The 23,159-nt window shown below is 57.0% G+C and carries 18 protein-coding genes and 3 rRNA genes; 16 read left to right on the forward strand and 5 right to left on the reverse strand.

What is annotated here, in order from left to right; genetic code table 11:
- Positions 1-2 precede the first annotated feature (2 nt).
- From ACZ415_RS10260 to ACZ415_RS10320, 13 genes are all read left to right on the forward strand, one after another.
- Positions 3-974 carry a calcium/sodium antiporter gene (locus ACZ415_RS10260; RefSeq protein WP_344701247.1) on the forward strand — a complete coding sequence of 324 codons (972 nt, stop codon included), beginning with the start codon at positions 3-5 and terminating at the stop codon, positions 972-974.
- A 327-nt stretch (positions 975-1,301) separates the two neighbouring features.
- Positions 1,302-2,835: ribosomal RNA gene (locus ACZ415_RS10265) — 16S ribosomal RNA — on the forward strand.
- A 236-nt stretch (positions 2,836-3,071) separates the two neighbouring features.
- Positions 3,072-5,958: ribosomal RNA gene (locus ACZ415_RS10270) — 23S ribosomal RNA — on the forward strand.
- Between the two features lie 81 nt (positions 5,959-6,039).
- A 5S ribosomal RNA gene (gene rrf / locus ACZ415_RS10275) occupies positions 6,040-6,155 on the forward strand.
- The 16S, 23S and 5S rRNA genes sit together here, the layout of an rRNA operon.
- Before the next feature lie 264 nt (positions 6,156-6,419).
- Positions 6,420-6,887 carry a DUF2489 domain-containing protein gene (locus ACZ415_RS10280; protein ID WP_344701566.1) on the forward strand — a complete coding sequence of 156 codons (468 nt, stop codon included), beginning with the start codon at positions 6,420-6,422 and terminating at the stop codon, positions 6,885-6,887.
- Between the two features lie 236 nt (positions 6,888-7,123).
- Positions 7,124-7,993, forward strand: a complete 870-nt coding sequence (locus ACZ415_RS10285) for an OmpA family protein (protein WP_344701568.1) — start codon at positions 7,124-7,126, stop codon at positions 7,991-7,993.
- Positions 7,994-8,201: 208 nt separating this feature from the next.
- A complete protein-coding gene (gene thrS / locus ACZ415_RS10290; RefSeq protein ID WP_344701570.1) occupies positions 8,202-10,124 on the forward strand; it encodes a threonine--tRNA ligase in 1,923 nt (640 codons plus the stop codon).
- A 60-nt stretch (positions 10,125-10,184) separates the two neighbouring features.
- A complete protein-coding gene (gene infC / locus ACZ415_RS10295; protein ID WP_464387726.1) occupies positions 10,185-10,676 on the forward strand; it encodes a translation initiation factor IF-3 in 492 nt (163 codons plus the stop codon).
- Positions 10,677-10,756: 80 nt separating this feature from the next.
- Positions 10,757-10,951 (forward strand): 50S ribosomal protein L35, encoded by a 195-nt coding sequence (gene rpmI / locus ACZ415_RS10300; RefSeq protein ID WP_344701572.1) that lies wholly within the window; start codon positions 10,757-10,759, stop codon positions 10,949-10,951.
- A gap of 62 nt (positions 10,952-11,013) precedes the next feature.
- Positions 11,014-11,367, forward strand: coding sequence for a 50S ribosomal protein L20 (gene rplT, locus ACZ415_RS10305; protein ID WP_344701574.1), 354 nt, complete (start codon positions 11,014-11,016; stop codon positions 11,365-11,367).
- A 150-nt stretch (positions 11,368-11,517) separates the two neighbouring features.
- Positions 11,518-12,537: a phenylalanine--tRNA ligase subunit alpha gene (pheS, locus tag ACZ415_RS10310; protein WP_344701576.1), complete on the forward strand. Its 1,020-nt coding sequence runs from the start codon at positions 11,518-11,520 to the stop codon at positions 12,535-12,537.
- A gap of 26 nt (positions 12,538-12,563) precedes the next feature.
- Positions 12,564-14,945 (forward strand): phenylalanine--tRNA ligase subunit beta, encoded by a 2,382-nt coding sequence (gene pheT, locus ACZ415_RS10315; RefSeq protein ID WP_344701578.1) that lies wholly within the window; start codon positions 12,564-12,566, stop codon positions 14,943-14,945.
- A gap of 62 nt (positions 14,946-15,007) precedes the next feature.
- Positions 15,008-15,325 (forward strand): integration host factor subunit alpha, encoded by a 318-nt coding sequence (locus ACZ415_RS10320; RefSeq protein ID WP_344701580.1) that lies wholly within the window; start codon positions 15,008-15,010, stop codon positions 15,323-15,325.
- Between the two features lie 99 nt (positions 15,326-15,424).
- Here ACZ415_RS10320 and ACZ415_RS10325 read toward each other — a convergent pair whose 3' ends face one another.
- From ACZ415_RS10325 to ACZ415_RS10340, 4 genes are all read right to left on the reverse strand, one after another.
- Positions 15,425-16,195, reverse strand: coding sequence for an amino acid ABC transporter ATP-binding protein (locus ACZ415_RS10325; protein WP_344701582.1), 771 nt, complete (start codon positions 16,193-16,195; stop codon positions 15,425-15,427).
- Positions 16,192-16,866 carry an amino acid ABC transporter permease gene (locus tag ACZ415_RS10330; RefSeq protein ID WP_344701584.1) on the reverse strand — a complete coding sequence of 225 codons (675 nt, stop codon included), beginning with the start codon at positions 16,864-16,866 and terminating at the stop codon, positions 16,192-16,194. Before ACZ415_RS10330 ends, ACZ415_RS10325 begins: the two co-directional genes overlap by 4 nt.
- A 17-nt stretch (positions 16,867-16,883) precedes the next feature.
- Positions 16,884-17,645 carry an amino acid ABC transporter substrate-binding protein gene (locus ACZ415_RS10335; protein ID WP_344701586.1) on the reverse strand — a complete coding sequence of 254 codons (762 nt, stop codon included), beginning with the start codon at positions 17,643-17,645 and terminating at the stop codon, positions 16,884-16,886.
- A gap of 152 nt (positions 17,646-17,797) precedes the next feature.
- Positions 17,798-18,016 (reverse strand): DUF2788 domain-containing protein, encoded by a 219-nt coding sequence (locus tag ACZ415_RS10340; RefSeq protein WP_344701588.1) that lies wholly within the window; start codon positions 18,014-18,016, stop codon positions 17,798-17,800.
- 148 nt (positions 18,017-18,164) lie between these two features.
- On the opposite strand from ACZ415_RS10340, the gene ACZ415_RS10345 reads away from it, so the two are divergent.
- Both ACZ415_RS10345 and ACZ415_RS10350 read left to right on the forward strand, forming a co-directional pair.
- On the forward strand, positions 18,165-18,629 hold the full coding sequence (locus tag ACZ415_RS10345) for a flavodoxin domain-containing protein (protein WP_344701590.1): 465 nt from the start codon (positions 18,165-18,167) through the stop codon (positions 18,627-18,629).
- Entirely contained in the window at positions 18,629-18,988 is a 360-nt protein-coding gene (locus tag ACZ415_RS10350) for a hypothetical protein (protein ID WP_344701592.1), read from the forward strand. The genes ACZ415_RS10345 and ACZ415_RS10350 overlap by 1 nt, the downstream gene beginning before the upstream one ends.
- 38 nt (positions 18,989-19,026) lie before the next feature.
- Here the strand turns inward: ACZ415_RS10350 and ACZ415_RS10355 are convergent, their stop codons facing one another.
- Positions 19,027-21,534 carry an EAL domain-containing protein gene (locus ACZ415_RS10355; RefSeq protein ID WP_344701594.1) on the reverse strand — a complete coding sequence of 836 codons (2,508 nt, stop codon included), beginning with the start codon at positions 21,532-21,534 and terminating at the stop codon, positions 19,027-19,029.
- A 247-nt stretch (positions 21,535-21,781) separates the two neighbouring features.
- On the opposite strand from ACZ415_RS10355, the gene tig reads away from it, so the two are divergent.
- Positions 21,782-23,137, forward strand: a complete 1,356-nt coding sequence (gene tig / locus ACZ415_RS10360) for a trigger factor (protein WP_344701596.1) — start codon at positions 21,782-21,784, stop codon at positions 23,135-23,137.
- Positions 23,138-23,159 lie beyond the last annotated feature (22 nt).

A 23,159-nucleotide genomic window follows, 5' to 3' on the forward strand; every position in this document is an offset into this window, starting at 1 on the left:
TTATGCTGCTTCCCGTCTTGGCCGTTATTGCCGGTCTGATCCTGCTGATATGGAGTGCCGACAAGTTCATTGACGGGGCGGCGGCCATTTCACGCTGGCTAGGATTGTCGCCGCTGCTGATCGGTATGCTGGTGATTGGCTTTGGCACATCGGCACCGGAAATGATGGTCTCGGTTCTGGCCGCGCTCCAGGGAAGCCCCGGGCTTGCTGTGGGCAACGCTTACGGCTCCAATATCGCTAACATAGGCCTGGTGTTGGGGCTGGTGGGTTTGCTGGCGCCGCTTGCCGTGCACTCCAGCGTTATTCGCAAGGAAATGCCGGTCTTGCTGGCAGTGACGCTGCTTACCGGCGCTGTTCTGCTGGATGGCGTTGTCGCCCGCTGGGAGGCGATCTTGGCCTTGCTGATTCTTGGCGGCTTTATGGGGCTTAGCATCCTGCAGTCGCGAGCGCAGAAAAGCGATGCCCTTGTGGCTGAAGTCAGCGACACACTCAATAGCCAGTCCATGTCGGGCGGCGTCGCGCTGGGCTGGACGCTTATCGGCCTGATTGTGCTGATCGGCAGCTCGCGTCTGTTGGTATGGGGAGCGGTGGAAATTGCGACGGCTTTTGGCGTCAGTGAACTGGTTGTAGGCCTGACGGTCGTGGCGATTGGCACATCGCTGCCTGAGCTTGCCTCTTCGGTGAGCGCGCTTCGTCGTAAAGAGCACGATATGGTGCTGGGCAATGTTGTGGGTTCCAACCTGTTCAACACGCTCGGTGTGGTCGGGCTTGCAGGAGTGATTACGCCGATTGACGCCGGACCGGAAGTGCTCGCTCGGGACTGGATGGTCATGACGTTGATGACCGTATTGATGATTGTCTTTGCGTTTTCCTGGCGGGGCCGGCCGCGCAAGATCAATCGTCTCGAAGGCGGTATCTTGCTTGCTATTTTCATGGCATATACGGCCTATATGGTATCTGTCGTTATTGCGTGATGCGAGGCGACGTTCAACCCGACCGGACGCACCCCGGGCGCAATGGCCCCGTAAATCCGAAAAACACGCTGTAGTCATAAAAAAATAAGCCAAACAATTGACGCGGCCCAAAACGCTGGTATGATGCGTGTCTATCGGGAAGAGAGGTAATGCCTCGCTCCGGCGCTCTTTAACAAGTTGATCAGGTAATTCATGTGGGCGCTTGCCTGAGTGGGTGACAAATCACCTATTATCAAGGCAAGTGTCTCGTCAAAAACCTTCGGGTTTTGTTTGAGACGTTTGAAACCTTGAGCCAAGTTTGGTGCAGCTTATGCACTATATGATTTTAAACTGAAGAGTTTGATCATGGCTCAGATTGAACGCTGGCGGCAGGCTTAACACATGCAAGTCGAGCGGAAACGATGGAGTGCTTGCACTTCAGGCGTCGAGCGGCGGACGGGTGAGTAACGCATAGGAATCTGCCCGGTCGTGGGGGATAACCTGGGGAAACTCAGGCTAATACCGCATACGTCCTACGGGAGAAAGGGGGCTCAGGCTCCCGCGATCGGATGAGCCTATGTCGGATTAGCTGGTTGGTGGGGTAACGGCCTACCAAGGCAACGATCCGTAGCTGGTTTGAGAGGATGATCAGCCACATCGGGACTGAGACACGGCCCGAACTCCTACGGGAGGCAGCAGTGGGGAATATTGGACAATGGGCGAAAGCCTGATCCAGCCATGCCGCGTGTGTGAAGAAGGCCCTCGGGTTGTAAAGCACTTTCAGTGAGGAAGAACGCGGTCGGGTTAATACCCCGGCCGAAAGACATCACTCACAGAAGAAGCACCGGCTAACTCCGTGCCAGCAGCCGCGGTAATACGGAGGGTGCAAGCGTTAATCGGAATGACTGGGCGTAAAGCGCGCGTAGGCGGCTTGATAAGCCGGTTGTGAAAGCCCCGGGCTCAACCTGGGAATCGCATCCGGAACTGTTGGGCTAGAGTGCAGGAGAGGAAGGTAGAATTCCCGGTGTAGCGGTGAAATGCGTAGAGATCGGGAGGAATACCAGTGGCGAAGGCGGCCTTCTGGACTGACACTGACGCTGAGGTGCGAAAGCATGGGTAGCAAACAGGATTAGATACCCTGGTAGTCCATGCCGTAAACGATGTCGACCAGCCGTTGGGGTCCTTGAGACCCTTGTGGCGAAGTTAACGCGATAAGTCGACCGCCTGGGGAGTACGGCCGCAAGGTTAAAACTCAAATGAATTGACGGGGGCCCGCACAAGCGGTGGAGCATGTGGTTTAATTCGATGCAACGCGAAGAACCTTACCTACCCTTGACATCCTCGGAACTTGGCAGAGATGCCTTGGTGCCTTCGGGAACCGAGAGACAGGTGCTGCATGGCTGTCGTCAGCTCGTGTTGTGAAATGTTGGGTTAAGTCCCGTAACGAGCGCAACCCTTGTCCCTATTTGCCAGCGATTCGGTCGGGAACTCTAGGGAGACTGCCGGTGACAAACCGGAGGAAGGTGGGGACGACGTCAAGTCATCATGGCCCTTACGGGTAGGGCTACACACGTGCTACAATGGCCGGTACAAAGGGCAGCGAGCTTGCGAAAGTCAGCGAATCCCATAAAGCCGGTCTCAGTCCGGATCGGAGTCTGCAACTCGACTCCGTGAAGTCGGAATCGCTAGTAATCGTGCATCAGAATGGCGCGGTGAATACGTTCCCGGGCCTTGTACACACCGCCCGTCACACCATGGAAGTGGACTGCACCAGAAGTGGTTAGCCTAACTTCGGAAGGCGATCACCACGGTGTGGTTCGCAACTGGGGTGAAGTCGTAACAAGGTAGCCGTAGGGGAACCTGCGGCTGGATCACCTCCTTAATCGATGCGTCACCCGCTCGGCAAGTGCCCACAATGAATTACCTGATCGATGTGTCGAAGTGCAGCCATAAGCACGGGGGCAACAGCCCGCCTGTTTACGACTGCTTTTTGGCAGTGCTCTTTAACAAGGTATATCAAGCTGATAAACGATCATTTCAGATGAAGTGATCATGTGATACGTCTCAAGCGTATCCGGCAATCGTTGTCATTGCGACCCCGACTCCTTCGGGTTATAGGGTCAAGCAATGAAGCGCACACGGTGGATGCCTAGGCAGCCAGAGGCGATGAAAGACGTGGAAGCCTGCGATAAGGCTCGGCGAGGTGGCAAACAACCTGCGACCCGGGCATCTCTGAATGGGGAAACCCACTCACCACAAGGTGAGTATCGTATTCTGAATACATAGGAATACGAGGCGAACCGGGGGAACTGAAACATCTCAGTACCCCGAGGAACAGAAATCAACCGAGATTCCCCCAGTAGCGGCGAGCGAACGGGGAGCAGCCCTTAAGCGCGTGGCCGATTAGACGAAGGCGTTGGGAAACGCCGCCATAGCGGGTGATAGCCCCGTAGTCGAAAATCCAAACGCGTGAAATCGAGTAGGTCGGGGCACGTGTAACCTTGACTGAAGACGGGGGGACCATCCTCCAAGGCTAAATACTCCTGGCTGACCGATAGTGAACCAGTACCGTGAGGGAAAGGCGAAAAGAACCCCGGAGAGGGGAGTGAAATAGATCCTGAAACCGTGTGCGTACAAGCAGTGGGAGCATGCACGTCATGTGACCGCGTACCTTTTGTATAATGGGTCAGCGACTTATTGTCCGTAGCGAGCTTAACCGACTAGGGGAGGCGTAGGGAAACCGAGTCTTAACAGGGCGTCGAGTTGCTGGCAATAGACCCGAAACCGGGCGATCTACCCATGGCCAGAGTGAAGGTTGCGTAACAGCAACTGGAGGCTCGAACCCACGTATGTTGAAAAATGCGGGGATGAGCTGTGGGTCGGAGTGAAAGGCTAATCAAGCCCGGAGATAGCTGGTTCTCCTCGAAAGCTATTTAGGTAGCGCCTCACGTATCACCGCCGGGGGTAGAGCACTGTTTCGGCTAGGGGGTCATCCCGACTTACCAACCCGAGGCAAACTCCGAATACCGGTGAGTGCAGCGTGGGAGACACACAGCGGGTGCTAACGTCCGTTGTGGAAAGGGCAACAACCCAGACCGTCAGCTAAGGTCCCCAAATCCTGGTTAAGTGGGAAACGATGTGGGAAGGCTCAGACAGCTAGGAGGTTGGCTTAGAAGCAGCCATCCTTTAAAGAAAGCGTAATAGCTCACTAGTCGAGTCGGCCTGCGCGGAAGATGTAACGGGGCTAAACCAGGTACCGAAGCTACGGACGCATCCTTCGGATGCGTGGTAGAGGAGCGTCGTGTAAGCCGATGAAGGGGAGTTGAGAAGCTCGCTGGAGGTATCACGAGTGCGAATGCTGACATGAGTAACGATAAAGGGCGTGAAAAACGCCCTCGCCGGAAGACCAAGGGTTTCTGTTCGACGCTAATCGAAGCAGAGTGAGTCGGCCCCTAAGGCGAGGCCGAAAGGCGTAGTCGATGGGAAACGGGTCAATATTCCCGTACCGGATCGTATTGCGATGAGGGGACGAAGAAGGCTAGGTGAGCCAGGCGACGGTTGTCCTGGTGAAAGTCCGTAGGCTGAGCCGCCAGGCAAATCCGGCGGCTCAAGGCCGAGAGACGAGACGAAGACACCACGGTGTTGAAGTCATTGATGCCACGCTTCCGGGAAAAGCCTCTAAGCACCAGATACGATGCGACCGTACCCCAAACCAACACAGGTGGTCAGGGTGAGAATCCCCAGGCGCTTGAGACAACTCGGGTGAAGGAACTAGGCAAAATGGTGCCGTAACTTCGGGAGAAGGCACGCCGCCGGTACGTGAAACCCCTCGCGGGCGGAGCGGAAGGCGGTCGAAGATACCAGGTGGCTACAACTGTTTACTAAAAACACAGCACTCTGCCAACGCGCAAGCGGACGTATAGGGTGTGACGCCTGCCCGGTGCCGGAAGGTTAAGTGATGACGTTAGGTTCGCCGAAGCGTTTGATCGAAGCCCCGGTAAACGGCGGCCGTAACTATAACGGTCCTAAGGTAGCGAAATTCCTTGTCGGGTAAGTTCCGACCTGCACGAATGGCGTAATGATGGCCACGCTGTCTCCACCCGAGACTCAGTGAAATTGAAATCGCCGTGAAGATGCGGTGTACCCGCGGCCAGACGGAAAGACCCCGTGAACCTTTACTATAGCTTCACACTGGACGCTGATGTTGCCTGTGTAGGATAGCTGGGAGGCTTGGAACCCCGGTCGCCAGACCGGGGGGAGCCACCCTTGAAATACCAGCCTGGCATCATTGGCGTTCTCACTCTGATCCGTGATCCGGATCGAGGACCGTGTGTGGTGGGTAGTTTGACTGGGGCGGTCTCCTCCCAAAGCGTAACGGAGGAGCACGAAGGTACCCTCAGCACGGTCGGACATCGTGCAGTGAGTGCAAGAGCACAAGGGTGCTTGACTGCGAGACAGACACGTCGAGCAGGTGCGAAAGCAGGTTCTAGTGATCCGGTGGTTCTGTATGGAAGGGCCATCGCTCAACGGATAAAAGGTACTCCGGGGATAACAGGCTGATACCGCCCAAGAGTTCACATCGACGGCGGTGTTTGGCACCTCGATGTCGGCTCATCACATCCTGGGGCTGAAGTCGGTCCCAAGGGTATGGCTGTTCGCCATTTAAAGTGGTACGCGAGCTGGGTTTAGAACGTCGTGAGACAGTTCGGTCCCTATCTGCCGTGGGCGCAGGATGTTTGCGAAGGGCTGCTCCTAGTACGAGAGGACCGGAGTGGACGACCCTCTGGTGTGCCGGTTGTCACGCCCGTGGCATTGCCGGGTAGCTAAGGTCGGACGGGATAACCGCTGAAAGCATCTAAGCGGGAAGCCTCCTTCAAGATGAGACATCCCCGAGGCCTTGAGCCTCCTGAAGGGCCCAGCAAGACGAGCTGGTGGATAGGCACGGTGTGGAAGCGCTGCAAGGCGTTGAGCTAACGTGTACTAATGGCCCGTGAGGCTTGACCCTATAACACCCAAGGGGTCGGGTTGCAGGACAACGACCGGATACAAGAGACGTATCACACAGCTTGATAGACCACCAGTTACGCCTGACGGCCATAGCGAGCGGGAACCACCTGATCCCTTGCCGAACTCAGCAGTGAAACCGTTCAGCGCCGATGGTAGTGTGGGGCCTCCCCATGCGAGAGTAGGACATCGTCAGGCATTAATACGCAGAGAACCCGGCCACGTGCCGGGTTTTTTGTGTGCGGCTTTTCATGTCTGCGCTTTGGGCTAGAATACGTTGATATCATGATGTTGGCTGGGTTCACGAGTTAACCCTACTATGGATCAGGTGTATATATGAAAGCACGAAGGGCGAAAGCGTTACACTATCCGTGAGCCGGAAAGGAGTCCTTTTCAGATATCTATAGGCCTTTATTTTTTGTATAGTTGTTGTACTCATTTATACCGAATTGGGTAGCATCCATGAGCACAAATACAGCGATGATTCTCTTAGCCGCCGGTACTGTTGTCATCTTTGCTTTGGGTATATATGCCATCCGGCTTCGTCGTGAGGTAAAGCGTCGTGCAGATTTTCGTAAAGAAGAAGATGCACGTGCGATCACCAACAGCCTGGAAAACCTGGATTATGTATCGACTGCTCTGGTCCAAGACCAGGTCAACATTACGGAAGGTGCCTGGCGTTGCAAGGTGTTGCTGGAAATTATTGAACCTTCACTTGTTGAGAGGCAAGAATTTCTTGCTTTCTCCGATGTTTACAGCAGAACGCAGCATTTGAAAACGCATTCCGCTCGTAAAGCGCTTTCACCGCGAGAGCGCATGCGTGAAGACAAGGAGCGCCTGAGCGTGGAAAAAGAAATGCACCAGCCAGTGATCGAAGCGGCGAGGGCTGTTATCCGTTGGCGAGCGAAGGGTGGAAAGACGCTGCATTAATGCAATATCCCATTGAAAATACATCGATGAGCTTTATGCTAGAATGGTACTGCCCGCTTTTCAGGCGGTGACGCTATTCGGGCAGATATGGCTTGAACGATACGTCTTCGGTTGCTGTTAGCCAGAGGATCGTGTGAGCGGGCTTTCCTTAGAAAAATACCAGCCCAAACAGGAAAAAAGCCAAATGGGGCGCGTATCACGCAGCCCTACGCATTGGATCAAAAAAGGAGTGTTGCATGAAAAAATCAACGACTGGTCTGCTACTCGGTTCTGCTTTGGCCGTTGGTCTTTCTGGCTGTGCTAGCTCGGCATCACAGTCCGAAGGTCAAACAGCGGGCTATGACGCGGACAAAAGCTGGTATCAACACCCGATGGTATGCGGCCTTGCCGGCAGTGTGATTGGCGGTGGCCTAGGCTATGCAACCACCAGTGAGTCTGACGAAGATAGCGGCGCGGCAATCGGTGCCACCGCCGGTGCTGCGCTGGCAGCGTATCTTTGCGCGGATAAAAGTGAAGAAGTTAAACCCCAATGCCCTGGCTATGGTGAAGTACCGGCAGGCGTTGCTGTTGATGCAGAAGGCTGCCCGCTTGACTCTGATAATGACGGCGTAGCGGACTATCGGGATCAGTGCCCCGGTACGCCGGCCGGTGTTGCCGTCGATGCCAAGGGTTGCCCGCTCGACTCTGACAACGATGGCGTAGCCGATTATCGCGACCAGTGTCCGAATACACCTGCCGGTGAGAAAGTCAACGCGCTTGGCTGCCCGGAAAATCTGGTGCTGGATGGCGTTCACTTTGAGTTTGACTCTGCCAAGCTGACGGCCGAAGCCGAACAAGAGCTGGATGATGTTGCTGAAAAGCTGGTGCATAACGCCAACGCACGTGTTCGCATTGAAGGCCATACCGATGCCGTAGGCAGCGCACGGTATAATAAAGAGCTGTCTCAGCGTCGCGCAGAATCCGTTGCCAGCTACCTGCAGTCGAACGGTGTACACCAGGACCGTATGAAGTCTGTTGGCTACGGCGAAGAGCGTCCCATCGCTACGAACGAAACACCGGCGGGGCGTGCAGAGAACCGTCGTGTCATGCTGGATGAGTGGAAATAAAGCAACGTTGTAACCTCGTCAGGTTATAGACACACTATGCATCGGACGGAGGGCCAGCGTGCCTTCCGTCTTTTGTTTATGCCATGCCAAAACTTTGCTAGGCTGCTTGCTTGCCGCGGCTTTAAGTGCCGCAACATTGCCGACAACGCCCATTGATAGCGACACGTGATCCTTGGTGTGGATCACCACTGCGCTCAAGGAAAATTGAATGCCCATAGTCACCTTGCCTGACGGTAGCCAGCGTTCACTGAATGAACCGCTGACTATTATGCAGCTGGCGGAATCCATTGGCTCAGGCCTGGCGAAAGCCTGTATTGCCGGAAAAATTGACGGCGTACTCGTGGATGCCTCGGATATTGTTGAACACGATGCTGAAGTGGCAATCGTCACCGCTCGGGATCCTGAAGGATTGGAGATAATTCGTCACACCTGTGCTCACTTAGTAGGGCATGCGGTCAAGCAGCTTTACCCGAGTGCAAAAATGGCAATCGGGCCGGTTATCGACGACGGTTTCTACTACGACATTGACTTTGCTCAGTCGATTACGCCCGATGACCTTGAGACCATCGAAGCGCGCATGCAGCTGCTGATCAAGCGGGAATATGACGTTGTACGCGAGTATGTCGATCGCGATAAGGCAATGCTGACGTTTCTGCACAGGGATGAGCCGTATAAGCAGGAAATCGTACGCGATATTCCTGAAGATACAACGATCAGGCTTTACCACCACGAAGAATATATAGACATGTGCCGCGGCCCGCACGTGCCTAATACGCGTCACCTCAAGGCTTTTAAGCTGACCAAGCTGGCCGGTGCCTACTGGCGCGGGGACGCGGACAACCCCATGCTGACGCGCATTTACGGTACGGCCTGGGGAGACAAGAAACAGCTCAAAGCCTATCTCAAGCGTCTTGAAGAAGCTGAAAAGCGCGATCACCGCAAGCTTGCGCGCAAGATGGACCTGTTTCACCTCCAGGAAGAGGCACCGGGCATGGTGTTCTGGCATCCTGGCGGCTGGAGCATGTACCGAGCGCTGGAAGATTATATGCGTGACGTCCAGATGCGGCACGGTTATCAGGAGATCAAGACGCCGCAAGTGGTTGACCTTTCGCTATGGAAGAAATCCGGACACTGGGGCCACTATAGCGAACTGATGTTTACCACCGAGTCGGAAAAGCGCGAGTATGCGGTTAAGCCGATGAACTGTCCGTGTCATGTGCAAGTGTTCAACCAAGGCTTGAAAAGCTATCGGGACCTGCCGTTGCGCCTGGCAGAGTTTGGCAGCTGCCATCGCAACGAGCCGTCGGGCTCGCTGCACGGCTTGATGCGCGTGCGCAATTTTACGCAAGACGACGCGCATATTTTCTGTACCGAGGGGCAGATCCAGTCCGAAGCCGAAGCATTTATTGCACAAACCCTGGAAGTGTATAAAACGTTGGGCTTTGACGACGTCGAGCTGAAACTGTCCACGCGCCCGGACGACTTTCTAGGTGAGGTCGCTCTTTGGGAAAAGGCGGAAAAAGGGTTGGAGGCGGCGCTTGACGCAACAGGCCTGGAATGGGAGCTGCAGCCGGGTGAGGGTGCCTTCTACGGCCCCAAAATCGAATTTTCGCTGCGGGACTGTCTCAATCGTATCTGGCAATGTGGTACGCTGCAGCTCGACTTCAATCTGCCCGGTCGGCTGGGAGCGCAGTATGTTGATGAAGGCGGCAGTCGCAAGGTGCCGGTCATGCTGCATCGCGCCATTCTGGGCTCTTTTGAGCGCTTTCTGGGTATCCTGATCGAGCACTACGCCGGTGCTATGCCGCTATGGCTGGCACCGCAGCAGGCTGTGGTCATGACGATCACCGATGCGCAGCGCGATTACGCCCTGGCATTGGAAAAACGCCTGGCAACGACGGGGCTACGGGTTAAAGCTGACTTGAGGAATGAGAAAATTGGCTTTAAAATCCGTGAGCATACGCTGCAAAAGGTTCCCTATCTCCTGGTGGTAGGAGATAAGGAAGTTGAGGCTGACTCGGTTGCCGTACGTACGCGCAACGGTGAAAATCTTGGTACAATGAGCGTTGAAGCCCTTATTCAGCGTCTTGACACTGAGAGAGCAGTTCTGACGACATCGTCAATTGCCTAAGGAGACGGAGCAATCAAGCGAAGCAACCAGCGCGGGCGCCCACAAGACAAACGCCCACCAATGAACGAGCGAATTACCGTAGACCAGGTGCGCCTCATCGACAGCAACGGTGAGCAGCTTGGCATTGTTCCTACGAGCGATGCCCTTGAGCGTGCCAACGAAGCGGGAATGGACCTCGTGCAAATTTCGAATGCCGATCCCATTGTCTGTAAGATAATGGATTACGGCAAATTCGTCTTTGAACAGAAAAAGCAGAAAGCAGCGCAAAAGAAAAAGCAAAAGCAGATCCAGGTCAAGGAAGTCAAATTCCGTCCTGGCACTGACGAAGGTGACTATCAGGTTAAGCTTAAAAACCTGATGCGCTTTCTGGAAAGTGGTGACAAGGGTAAGGTCACACTGCGCTTTCGCGGTCGCGAAATGGCGCATCAGGACATCGGCCGCAAGCTGATGGAACGAATTGCCGACGACCTCGAAGGTATCGGGTCTGTGGAGTCCTTTCCGAAAATGGAAGGGCGCCAGATGATCATGATACTTGCCCCGAAGAAGAAGTGATCCAACGGCCGGTTAAACGGGCCAGCGGCAACGCTGGCAGGCCTTGGATTTTCTAAAGAATATCGAGCGGAGCTATTCTCATGCCGAAAATCAAAACCAACAGCGGTGCTGCCAAGCGTTTCAAGAAAACCGCTAACGGTTTCAAGCACAAGCAGTCCTTTCGCAGCCACATCCTGACCAAGAAGTCGACCAAGCGTAAGCGCCAGCTGCGCGGTATGCGCCAGATTCATGACGCCGACAAGGCGTTGGTTCAGCGCATGCTGCCGAATCTGTAAACGGTTGGATCTTCAGGAAGCGCAATGCTGCGCTATCCGTCTTATAAAGTCAGGAGTGTGTTATGACTCGTGTTAAGCGTGGCGTAGTCGCCCGTCGTCGCCATAAAAAAGTATTGAAGCAGGCCAAGGGGTACTACGGTGCCCGGTCACGCGTGTTCCGCGTTGCCAAGCAGGCCGTCATCAAAGCCGGCCAGTACGCGTATCGTGACCGCCGCAATCGCAAGCGCCAATTCCGTGCGCTGTGGATTCAGCGTATCAACGCCGGCGCTCGCCAGCACGGCCTGTCGTACAGCCGTTTTGTTGGTGGCCTGAAAAAGGCCGGCGTCGAAATTGATCGTAAGGTGTTAGCCGACCTGGCTGTCCATGAAAAAGCGGCTTTTGCTGCGATTGTGGAAAAAGCCAAGGCTGCCCACTAAAACATTCGCGTTACCTGCGCGTACGCAATGTCATAGGTCTCATCACGTGACCCGTACAGGGGAAGAGCAGCCGCTCTTCCCCTGTTTTTTTGGCATTGTCGTTGCGATATTTCTGATAAACGGGCAAACGTCAAACTCGGAGTCAATCGGATGGATCATCTTCCTAGCCTGGTATCTGACGCGCGTGCCGCGATACGGGCCTCGCAAAGCGTTGCAGCACTAGAAGAATTGCGTGTCCGCTATTTGGGAAAAAAGGGCGAAATTACAGCCTTGCTCAAGGGGCTGGGTCAGCTGGCAGCGGAAGAGCGCCCCGCCGCCGGCGAGCGCATCAATCGTGCAAAGCAAGCGCTTGCAGGTGAGATCGATGAAAAGCGCCAGGAACTGGAGAAGGCTGCACTGGATGCACGGCTTGCCGCTGAAACGCTGGACGTCACGCTGCCGGGCCGCGGCCAGGTACCCGGCGGGCTGCATCCGGTAACGCGTACCCTGGAACGTATCGAAGAGCTGTTTACTCGCATCGGTTTTGACGTGGCGGTGGGGCCGGAAATCGAAGATGACTACCATAACTTTGAAGCGCTGAATATTCCGGCCCATCATCCGGCGCGCGGTATGGCGGATACGTTTTATTTTGATGCGACAAGGCTTTTGCGCACGCATACTTCGCCGGTGCAGGTGCGCACCATGGAGACCAGCACGCCGCCCGTACGAATAGTCTGCCCGGGCCGGGTATACCGCAGCGATTCGGATCTGACCCATACGCCGATGTTTCATCAAGTAGAAGGGTTGCTGGTTGATGAAGATATCAGCTTTGCCGACTTGAAGGGGACGATCGAGGATTTTCTCCACGCGTTTTTCGAGCGCGAGGACTTATCCGTTCGCTTTCGGCCGTCGTATTTTCCGTTTACCGAGCCCTCCGCGGAAGTGGACATTCAATGCGTGATATGCAGCGGCAAAGGCTGCCGCGTATGTTCTCGCAGCGGCTGGTTGGAAGTGATGGGCTGCGGCATGGTGCATCCTGCGGTATTTCGTCATTCGGGTATTGATGCCGAGCAGTTTAGCGGCTTTGCCTTTGGCATGGGCGCCGAGCGTTTGGCGATGTTGCGCTACGGCGTTAACGACTTGCGCCTGTTTTTCGATAACGATCTGCGCTTTTTGCGGCAGTTTGCCTGAGTCTTGCGCTAAATACGGGATAGAACATGAAGTTTTCTGAACAGTGGCTGCGTGAGTGGGTGTCTCCGCGGCTTGATACGCAGGCCATGGCGGATCAAGCCACCATGGCGGGGCTGGAAGTCGATGCGATCGAACCGGTTGCCAAGGCTTTTACCGGCGTTGTTGTCGCCGAAATCTTGACCCGGGAGCCGCATCCCAACGCTGACAAGCTAAGTGTTTGCACCGTCGACGATGGTTCGCCGGCGCCTGTGCAGGTGGTATGTGGCGCACCCAACGTGGCGGCGGGGCAGAAAGTGCCCTTTGCCCGCGTAGGAGGCATGCTGCCCGGCGATTTCAAGATTAAAAAGGCAAAGCTGCGCGGTGTGGAATCAAACGGGATGATTTGCGCGGAGTCCGAGCTGGGGCTGGCAGAAGAGGCTTCACCGGGCATTATGGTATTGCCGGCGACGTCTTCGGTGGGTGAAGATTTTCGCCGCTATATGGCACTCGATGACAATGCGATCGATATTGACCTGACGCCCAATCGCGGTGACTGCCTGAGCCTGAAAGGCCTGGCGCGAGAGCTCGGCGCTCTTAATCGCCTGGCGGTAGAGACACCCGATACGTCGCCGGTGCCGGTCGGCCACGATACGGTGCTACCGGTTGATATTGCATCGCCGGAGCATTGTCCCCGCTATGTCGGGCGTGTTATCCACGGCGTCAACGTAAATGTCGAAACACCGCTATGGATGACAGAGCGTCTTCGGCGTAGCGGCATCCGTGCGATTGATCCGGTCGTAGACGTCACCAACTATGTCATGGTTGAGCTGGGTCAGCCGCTGCACGCCTTTGATCGCGACAATCTTGACGGCGGCATTGTCGTGCGCAAGGCGCAAGAGGGCGAGCGTTTGACGCTGCTCGACGGCCAGGAAATTTCGCTGCGTCCGGAAACGCTGCTCATTGCCGATCATCAAAAGCCGCTGGCCGTTGCCGGTGTGATGGGCGGGGAAGGCTCAGGCGTGAGTGCGTCAACGCGTACGATTTTTCTTGAATCGGCGTTTTTCACCCCGCTGGCGATCGCCGGCCAGGCACGCTCTTACGGGCTGCATACCGAAGCCTCCCACCGCTTTGAGCGCGGCGTGGACCCTCAACTGACCGCAACCGCGATTGAGCGGGCCTCAGCGCTGCTGCTGGCTATTTGCGGCGGTGAAGCCGGGCCGCTTACCGAAGTGGTCAGCGACGTGCACTGTCCGGATACTCGGCGTATTACGCTGCGCGCTCGGCGGTTGGAAAAAGTGCTGGGCAAGACACTGGATGCGGGTGATGTGGAAGATATTCTCGCCCGGCTGGGATTTGATGTGGCGGCAACGGCCGACGGCTGGGACGTGACCGCGCCCAGCTGGCGTTTTGATGCGGCGATCGAAGAAGACCTGATTGAAGAAGTAGCGCGCATTCACGGATACAACAATTTGCCGGTACGACGCCCGGCGATGCGCCTCGCCCTGCGCCCGGATAACGAGGCCGGAGTCAGCCAGGCCCAGCTGCGCCGGCAGATGGTGGCGCGGGGCTATCAGGAAGCCATAACCTATAGCTTTGTGGCCCCAGAGCTGCAGCAGGCGATGCTGCCCAATGCGGTAGCGCCTGCGTTGGCCAATCCGATTTCCAGCGATCTGTCGGTTATGCGGGCCAGTTTGCTCCCCGGACTGGTGCGAGCTGTGGACTATAACCTCAAACGCCAGCAGTCTCGGGTACGGCTTTTTGAAACGGGGCTGGTGTTCAACGGCCACCTGGATAACTTGAGCCAAACACCGATGCTCGGTGCGCTGGCCTGCGGCTTACGCTATCCGGAAGGCTGGAGCAGCGCGGCCAAGCCGCTGGACTTTTACGATGTCAAAGGCGACTTGGAGAGCCTTTTTGCTCTGGGCGGCAGCCCGCAGGATTGGCGTATGCAATCCGGCAAGCATCCGTCGCTGCACCCGGGGCAGTGCGCGCAGATTTTCTACCGGGGTAAGCATGCCGGCTGGCTGGGCACGCTACATCCCGAGGTTTCCCGTCAGGTAGGGCTTAAAACCGAAGCGGTCGGGTTTGAAGTCAGCCTTGAAGCGCTGAGTGAAGGGCGCGTGCCTGCGTTCAGGCCGCTATCGCGCTATCCCGAAGTGCGCCGTGATCTGGCCTTTCGCGTTGCCGATGGCGTGCCGGTACAGTCGCTTTTGGATACTGCCAGAGAGAACGCCGGTGACTGTTTAAGAGAGATACGTCTGTTTGACGTGTACGCCGGGCAAGGCGTGGCCCAGGGCTACAAGAGTGTCGCTCTGGGCTTGACCTGGCAGCATCCATCGCGCACGCTAAATGACGATGAAATCAATCAGTTGGTGGATTCAATCGTTGAGCAGATCAAGCGTGAATTTAATGCCGAGCTGCGCGGCTAATTGAGTCCGCCGCCGCAAGCCGGCGCCAGTCGAGAAAAGGCGCCGGCGGGAGGATAGGCTTTATGAGTGCATTGACCAAAGCAGCGCTGGCTGAGCATCTGCATAGCGAACTGGCACTGTCGAAGCGCGAAGCCAAAGCAGTGGTGGAAACCTTCTTTGAAGAAATTCGCGGCTGCCTGAGGGAAAACGAACAGGTCAAACTGTCGGGATTTGGCAACTTTGAACTGCGCGACAAGCGTGAAAGGCCCGGTCGCAACCCTAAAACCGGGGAAGAAATCCCGATTTCCGCTCGCCGGGTGGTAACCTTTCGCCCCGGGCAGAAGCTCAAGCAGCAGGTCGAAGAGCTCACGGCGAAAAAGCGTTCGGATAAAGACGCCTGAAGCCGCCGTTTTTTTCACGGGCCGCTTTTTGTCACGGGGAATGCCGCCAGGCATTCCCCGTCCTGCGAGGGTGTCCTTCGGCGCCGGCTTTTTCGGGTATTATTTGGCCGCTTTTAGGGCCGTCTCGTCTGATTGCCCGGCAAGCATCTTGCGTAAAAAAGCGCGGGTGCGCGGATCCTGCGGCGCGCTGAACAGCTGCGATGGCGGGCCCTGCTCAACAATGCGTCCGCTTTCCATGAAGATAACTCGGTCGGCCACGTCGCGGGCAAAGTTCATCTCGTGGGTGACCACCAGCATGGTCTGCCGCTCGGCGGCCAGCTGTTTCATCAGTTCCAGGACTTCTTCCACCCACTCGGGGTCTAGCGAAGAGGTGGGCTCATCAAAGAGAATGACGTCGGCTCGCGCGGCCATGGCTCGCCCGATGCCGACGCGCTGCTGCTGCCCACCGGACAGGGAGGCCGGATAGGCATCGCCCTTGTCGGCCAGCCCGATACGCTCGAGAATGTCACGCGCACGGGCATGGGCTTTGTGTCTGGGCCAGCGATGAACCACGAGCAGACCTTCGGCGATATTTTCCAGCGCTGTCTTGTTGGCAAACAGCGCATAGTTCTGAAAGACAAAGGCCGTGCGTCGCCTGACCGCAAGTATCGAACGCGCGCTGGCCGTCGCTACGTCCATGTCGAGATCATTCAGTACAAGGTGCCCGGCGTCGGGGCGTTCGAGAAAATTCAAACAGCGCAGCAGCGTTGACTTTCCGGTGCCCGAAGGGCCGATCACCACGATGATCTCGCCCCGGGCAATATCCATGTCGATGCCGTCGAGGACTGCGGCGCCGCCGAAGCGCTTGACGAGGTTGGTTATCCGAATCATCGGCGATATGCCTTGTTGAGTCGATGTTCCAGCCGCCGCTGGCACCAGGCCAGCAGTTCGACCACGGCCCAGTAGATTACCGCTGCCACAATAAAGGCTTCGAAATACAAAAAGCTGCCCGCAGCCTCTTTTTGCGTTGCTCCCATCAGCTCCGTCACGCCCAGCGTGAAAGCCAGCGAGGTGGCCTTGATCATGTCGATGAAGTAGTTCATCAGCGTGGGTACCGCAATACGCGTGGCTTGGGGTAGTACGATGCGCCTCATCAGCTGGCCCTGGGTCATGCCGATGGACAGCGCTGCCTCGGTCTGGCTGCGATCCACCCCGACAATGGCGGCGCGAATCGATTCGGCCATATAGGCAGAAAAATGCAGCGTCAGCCCCATGACGGTAGCCGTTATGCCGTTAATGGTGGTCAGCACCGACATGACCTGGGGCAGGCCGTAGTAGAACAGGAAAAGCTGGACAAGCAGCGGCGTGCCACGAAAAAACGAGATGAACAGCAGCGTTGCTATGTTAAGCACCGGCAGGCGCAACACGCGAATGACGGCCAGTCCGGCGGCCAGCGACAGCGCCAGCACCATTCCCGCGGCGGCCATGCCCAGCGTCAGGGGCAGGTAGCGCAGCAGGATCGGCACCAGCTCGAGCATGTAGGGAACGTCAAGCAGGTTCATGAAAAATCAACGTTCCCTCAGGGGCGGGTAATATCATTGCCGAACCAGCGCTTGGATATGTCGCTGAGCCTGCCGGACTTGCGAAGTTTTTCCAGAGCGCTGTCGACCCGATCGCGCAGCGTGCGGCCGGCCGGCGTGTCGCGGAAGGGCAGGGCATTACGCAGTTTGGAAAACGGCTTGCCGGCTAGCGCCAGGGGGAGCGGTTTTTCCTGGATGACCTGGCTTGCGCTGATCCGGTCCATAACAAAGGCATCCACGCGGCCCAGCGCCGTATCCTGCTCGATGTTGCTTTCGTAGGTGCGAATCTCGATGTCGTCGGCGTAGGGCAGCTCGCGCAGCAGCTGTTCATAGTTGGAGCCAAGGTTGACGGCCACGGTTTTGCCGGCCAGATCCTCGACGCCCTTGATCTCTTCATTGCCGCGCTTTACTACCACCTGAGCGCCGTCATACACGTAGGGCGCGGAAAACAGATATTTCTGCTGGCGTTCATCGGTGATGGTGATCTGGTTGGCAATGGTATCCACGCGCCCCGACTCGAGCATGCCAAACAGTCCCGAAAAGCTGGCGGTGACGAACTCAACGTCGGTATCCATTTGTTGGGCAACGGCGCGCATGACATCGACTTCAAAGCCCTGCAGCGTGTCTTTTTCGACAAACGTGAAGGGGAAGTAGCTGCCCGACATGCCGACCTTCAGCACGTCATCGTCAGCGTGAGCAGTACCGGCCAGCGCCAGGGCGGTGGAGGCCAGCAGGGGAAGCAGGCTAAAGGTTCGCAGCATGAGTACTCCAGCAATTCATTTCTATTTATATTCTTTTCAGGAATCAAAGTGGTTTTTCTTATTCCTGAGCTAGAGGGACGATAAAGGAAAGTGCTTCCGCCGCCAACAGGTCGGCGTGAAAAATGCCGGATTCGCGCGCTGCGTCGGTGCGGTCAGCCCAAGCCGCCTTCAAGGATCCAGGTGATCACCACCTTGAGCACGTAGCCGAACATCCCCGCCCCCAGCACGATAAACAGCATAATCGTGCCAAAGCGGCCGGCGTTGGATTTCTTGGCGAGATCAAAAATGATAAAACACATAAAAACGATCAGCCCGCCAATCATCAGCGGTGTGATCCAGGCTTCGAATGTCTGCTGTAAAGTGGGTTCCATTGGTAACCTCGGCTGGGGTGCATTGCCCGGGCGGACGTGCGCCAACGAATATCAACGTGCTAATATTTGACCAAATTTATCGGGTATTTGTCGACGTTTGCCGCGGAAACATCGGCAAAAGAGGCCATCAGAAGGAGAGACTTGCTACATGTCGCAGCTTACTATTGTGGTTGGCACTATGTACGGTGGTGCGCTGGACGTGGCCGAACAGGTCATGCCGCTGTTTGAAAACGCCGGGTACAGCGTCGAGATTACCGAGCAGGCCACCCCGGCCATGCTGACAGCTCAGGATACGGCGCTGGTGCTGTTTTGCGTTTCTACCACCGGCAGCGGCGACTTCCCCGGTAACTTTGTGCCCTTTGCGCGCGCGCTTGAGGAGCAGAGCCCGTCACTTGACGGGCTGCGCTACGGGCTTATCGCCCTGGGTGACAGCTCCTACGGAGAGACGTTTTGCGGTGCCGGGCGTACGCTGGATGCGCTGCTGGAAAGCTTGGGCGCTACGCGGCTGGGCGAGCGTCTTGAAGTGGACGCCATGGAGACCTTCATGGCCGATGATGCCGCCGTGCCCTGGGTAGAACAATGGATTGAACAACACCGGCTCAAGGTGGCGTGATGATCAAGCAGACGGCATCGCCGGAGCGCATCAGTCTTGGCGTGGGGCTATGCGCAATTATGCTGGCAGCGCTGCCGCGCTATATAGCCGGCGGCCATGAAACGCGCCAAACGCTGGTGCTGCTGGGTGCCGCCGCCATTGCCGCGGTAATGGCGGTGCAGTGGCGCTGGTTGGATAAAGCCGGCAGGCAGCGTCTGCCGCGGCTTTTACTGCGCCTGGCCGGCCTGTTGGCGCTGGGGCTGGCGTTGGTGTTCAGCGGATACTCGCTTTTCGGCACCGCTCACAGCTGGGCGGTTAGCCTGTCTCACGGTGCTACGCTCGGGCTGTTACTGTATGCGGTAACGCTATGGCGCCGTTAACACTTTGCATATATTTCCAGCGGGTAGCATGCGTGCTTCTACGCCGGGGCAAACCGAGGCGCGTGCAGCCAGTCGATAAAGCTTTCGGCAGGTACAGGGCGTGCAGCATAAAACCCCTGCACCAGATCGATGGCGTAGCGCCCCAGCTCATCCCATTGACGGCGCGTTTCTACGCCTTCGGCGACGACGGTCAATCCAAGCTCACGCGCAAGGCTTGCAATGGCGGCGATAATCGCGCGGCTGCTGCGGGTTTGGCTATCCAGCGCGGTGATGAAGCTACGGTCAATTTTCAGACTGTAGGCCGGAATATTTTGTAGATAGCTCAGTGAAGAATAGCCGGTGCCGAAATCGTCCAGAGAAATACGAAAGCCGCTATCGCTCAACGACTGCAAAACGGCCAGGCCCTGGGCGTGCCTGTCCAGCAGTATGCTTTCGGTCAGTTCAAAAATGATCAGGCGAGGCGAGAGACCGGCGTCCTGCAGTTTTTGGCGGACGCCGGCGGCAAAGCCGGTCTGCCAGAACTGTGCCGCGGACAGGTTGATCGCTATGGGCACCGGCGTCAGCCCTTGTTGTTGCCAGCGCTTCATGTCGTCAATCACGCATTCCAGCACTCTATTGCCCAGCGGCAGGATAAGCCCCGAGCGCTCTGCCAACGGAATGAATTCGCCCGGTGAAATGAGGCCGCGCACCGGATGCTCCCACCGGACCAGCGCTTCAGCGCTGCAAAGACAGCCGCTGTGTCGGCTAAACAACGGCTGGTAGTGCATCACCAAGCCGCTGCCGTCTTCCAGCATATCGCGTAGCTGTGTCTCCAGGGCCAGGCTATCCTGCGCCTGGATGTCCATTTCCGGGCGATACAAGCGGTAGGTGTTGCGTCCTTCATGCTTGGCCCGATACATCGCTGCATCCGCACTTTGAATCAGCGCCTCGGCCGTTGTGCCATCCTCGGGATACAGGCTAATGCCCAGGCTGCAGCCAATGCGAAAAGTGTGGCGTTCGATGCAAAAAGGGGCGCTTACGGTATCAATCAGGCGCTGGGCAATACGGATGGCTTCGGCAAAGCCGCTGACGCTGGGCAGCAGGGCGATAAACTCATCTCCGCCAAGGCGTGCCAGGGTGTCGTCTTCACGCAGCTTTTTGCCCATACGTTCGGCGGTCTGGAGCAGCAGCTCATCGCCAAGGGCGTGCCCCAGCGTGTCGTTAACCTGCTTGAAATGATCCAGATCGATAAAAATGACCGCCAGCGCTTCCTGGGCACGGTGCGCATGGCGAACGGCCAGTTTGATACGGTCGACCAACAGCCGGCGGTTGGGCAGCCGTGTAAGCGCATCGTAATAAGCCAGGTGGCGAATTTGCTCTTCATTTTCACGAATATGGGTGATGTCGGCGAAAAGGCCGGCGTAGTTTTGCACGTTGCCCTGTTCGTTATAAATAGCCGTAATAGTGAGCAGTTCAAGATAAAGCTCCCCGGACTTTTTACGATTCCACACTTCGCCGCGCCAAAAGCCGTGCTGTTTCAGCGTCTGCCACATCTTTTGATAAAACGCGGCGTCCTGCCGCCCGGAGGATAATACGCCAGGGTTGCGCCCGGTCACGTCTTCCAGCGTATAGCCCGTCAGGTGGGTAAACGCTGGGTTGACGAACTCGATGCGCACGTTCGGGTCGGTAATGATGATGCCTTCAAGCGAGGAATCGATAACCTTTTCCGCCAGCTGCAGGTGCTGGTGCGAACGGGCCAGCGCTGAGTCGCGCTGCTCCAGCGCCTCGCGTAAATCCTTGAGATAGTACTGCTCGGCGCCGGCCAGCATATCGCGAAAGCCAAGCAGCCCGCTGATCCGCTGGCTGTCATCAAGCACCGCTAAATGGCGGATACGATGATTGATCAGCAGGTCGCGGGCCTTTAGCAGCGGGGCGTTTTGCTCAACGGTCAATAGCGGCCGGCTGGCCAAGGCGGCAATCGGCGTATTGCCCGGATGTTGGGCAATAAAACGCACCAGATCACGCTCGGTCAGAATGCCCAAAGAGGCGTCGCTGCACAGCACAATGGCCGCTTCGTAGGCTTGGTGGTGCATCGCCTGCGCGGCATCGGCCAGCAGCATGCTGCCGGGCAGCGTGAGAGGGCGGGTGCGCATGGCCGCGTGCACTTCCCGTAGCTTTAGATAGGGCTCAAGCCCTTGGTTCAGCGCGATATCCGTTTGCGATATGATGCCTACCGGGCTATCGCCGTCGACGACCAGCAGATGGCGATAGCCCATCGCCTTGATCAGTATCGCGGCTTCGCCCAGCGATTCGTCAGCGCTGATCGTGGCCACTGGCTGACTCATGCATTCGGCGATCGGGCGGTGTACGGCGGCTGCGTCACGAAAATCGACGGCGAGAGCGTCGTGTTCTGTCCAGATGCCGACGGGCGCATCGTGCTCGACCACAAGAATGGCACTGCAGCAGCGCGCCGCCATGCGCTTGGCCGCTTCGTTCAGCGGTGTCTGAGGCGCGCATTCAAGCAGGCCGGTTTGCATGATGCGCGAGATAGAAAGCTCTTGATTCATAAGTGCCGCACTGGTCTATGCCCAATATGGATTCGTACATTACGGTTGGTTTTCAAGCTTATCATGTCTGCCCGTTTTCCCGTGTCGTTCTGACAAAAAGCCCTTAATGCTTGTGACAGGGTTGCATTATGCCACCAGGCCCCCATCATTACGCGCAAGGCGCTTGCCAGCCTGCGCCGGGATTCTTAAAATTGATCCCTGATTTTTTATTGCGAATACCCATCGCCCAGCCGCTAGAGGACAGTTCATGCAAGTTTCCGTCGAGACGACCTCCCCGATCGAACGCCGTCTTACCATCCAGGTGCCGGCTGCCGAAATCGACGAGGCCGTAAGTGCGCGCCTGAAAGACACCGCGAAGACCGCGCGCCTGAATGGTTTTCGCCAGGGTCGCGTGCCGATGTCCGTTGTCCAGAAGCGCTACGGCCCGAGCGTGCGCAACGACGTTGTGGGCGAAGTCATGCGCGAGCGCTATGTCCGCGCCATCACGGATGAGGCACTGAATCCGGCAGGCTACCCGTCCATTGATCCGACCGTTAACGAAGCCGGCCAGGATCTGGAATTCGTCGCCACCATGGAGGTATATCCTGAGGTGGAGCTGGCCTCCATTGAGGGCACCGACGTTGAGCGTCCGGTGGTTGAGATCGCCGAGGCAGACGTTGAAGAGATGATTGAAACGCTGCGCAAACAGCACGCCGACTGGCAGGTTGTCGAGCGCGCCGCCGCCGACGGCGATCAGGTCAAGATCGACTTTCAGGGATTCATCGACGATGAGCCGTTTGACGGCGGCAGCGCCGAAGGCCACGAACTGGTGCTGGGCTCCAACAGCTTCATCCCCGGCTTTGAAGAGCAGCTGGAAGGCGCGAAGGCAGGCGATGAAAAGACGGTGAAAGTCACCTTCCCGGAAGACTACCAGGCAGAGCACCTGGCCGGTAAGGAAGCCTCCTTCAAAGTCAAGGTGCACGAGGTTAAAGCCCAGGTGCTGCCGGACGTTGACGCTACGTTTATCGAGCGTTTCGGCGTGGAAAGCGGAGATGTCGCCGAGTTTCGCGCAGAAGTGAAGAAGAACATGAGCCGCGAAGCCGAACAGGCCGTGGACAATCGTGTCAAGCAGCAGGTGCTTGATGCGCTCAAGGCCGCCAACGATATCCCCGTGCCAAGCGCGCTTGTACAGCAGGAAGTTGATGGCATGAAACGCCAGGCGGCACAGCAGTTTGGCCTTGGCGAAGACTTCGACGTCAGCCAGCTGCCCAACGAGCTTTTTGAAGAGCAGGCGAAAGGCCGGGTTCAGGTAGGGCTGCTGCTGGCAGAGGTCATCAAGCAAAATGAGCTCGACGCCAGCGACGACGATATCAAGGCCAAGGTAGAAGAGCTTGCCGGGCAGTATCAGGATCCCCAGGAAGTCGTTGACTACTACATGGGCAACGAACAGCTGAAAACCCAGGTAAAATCCGCGATTCTGGAAGAAAAAGCCGTTGCGAAGCTTCTGGAACAGGCGCAGGTGCGCGATGTCAACATGAGCTACCAGCAGGCGCTCGCCGCCGCTCAGCAGCAGGCTGAGCAGCGCGAGGAAGACGGCGCTGATGAAGAAAGCGCCAACGCCTAGCGTCTGCTGACCCTACGCGGCG

The sequence above is a fragment of the Halomonas cibimaris genome (assembly GCF_055379665.1).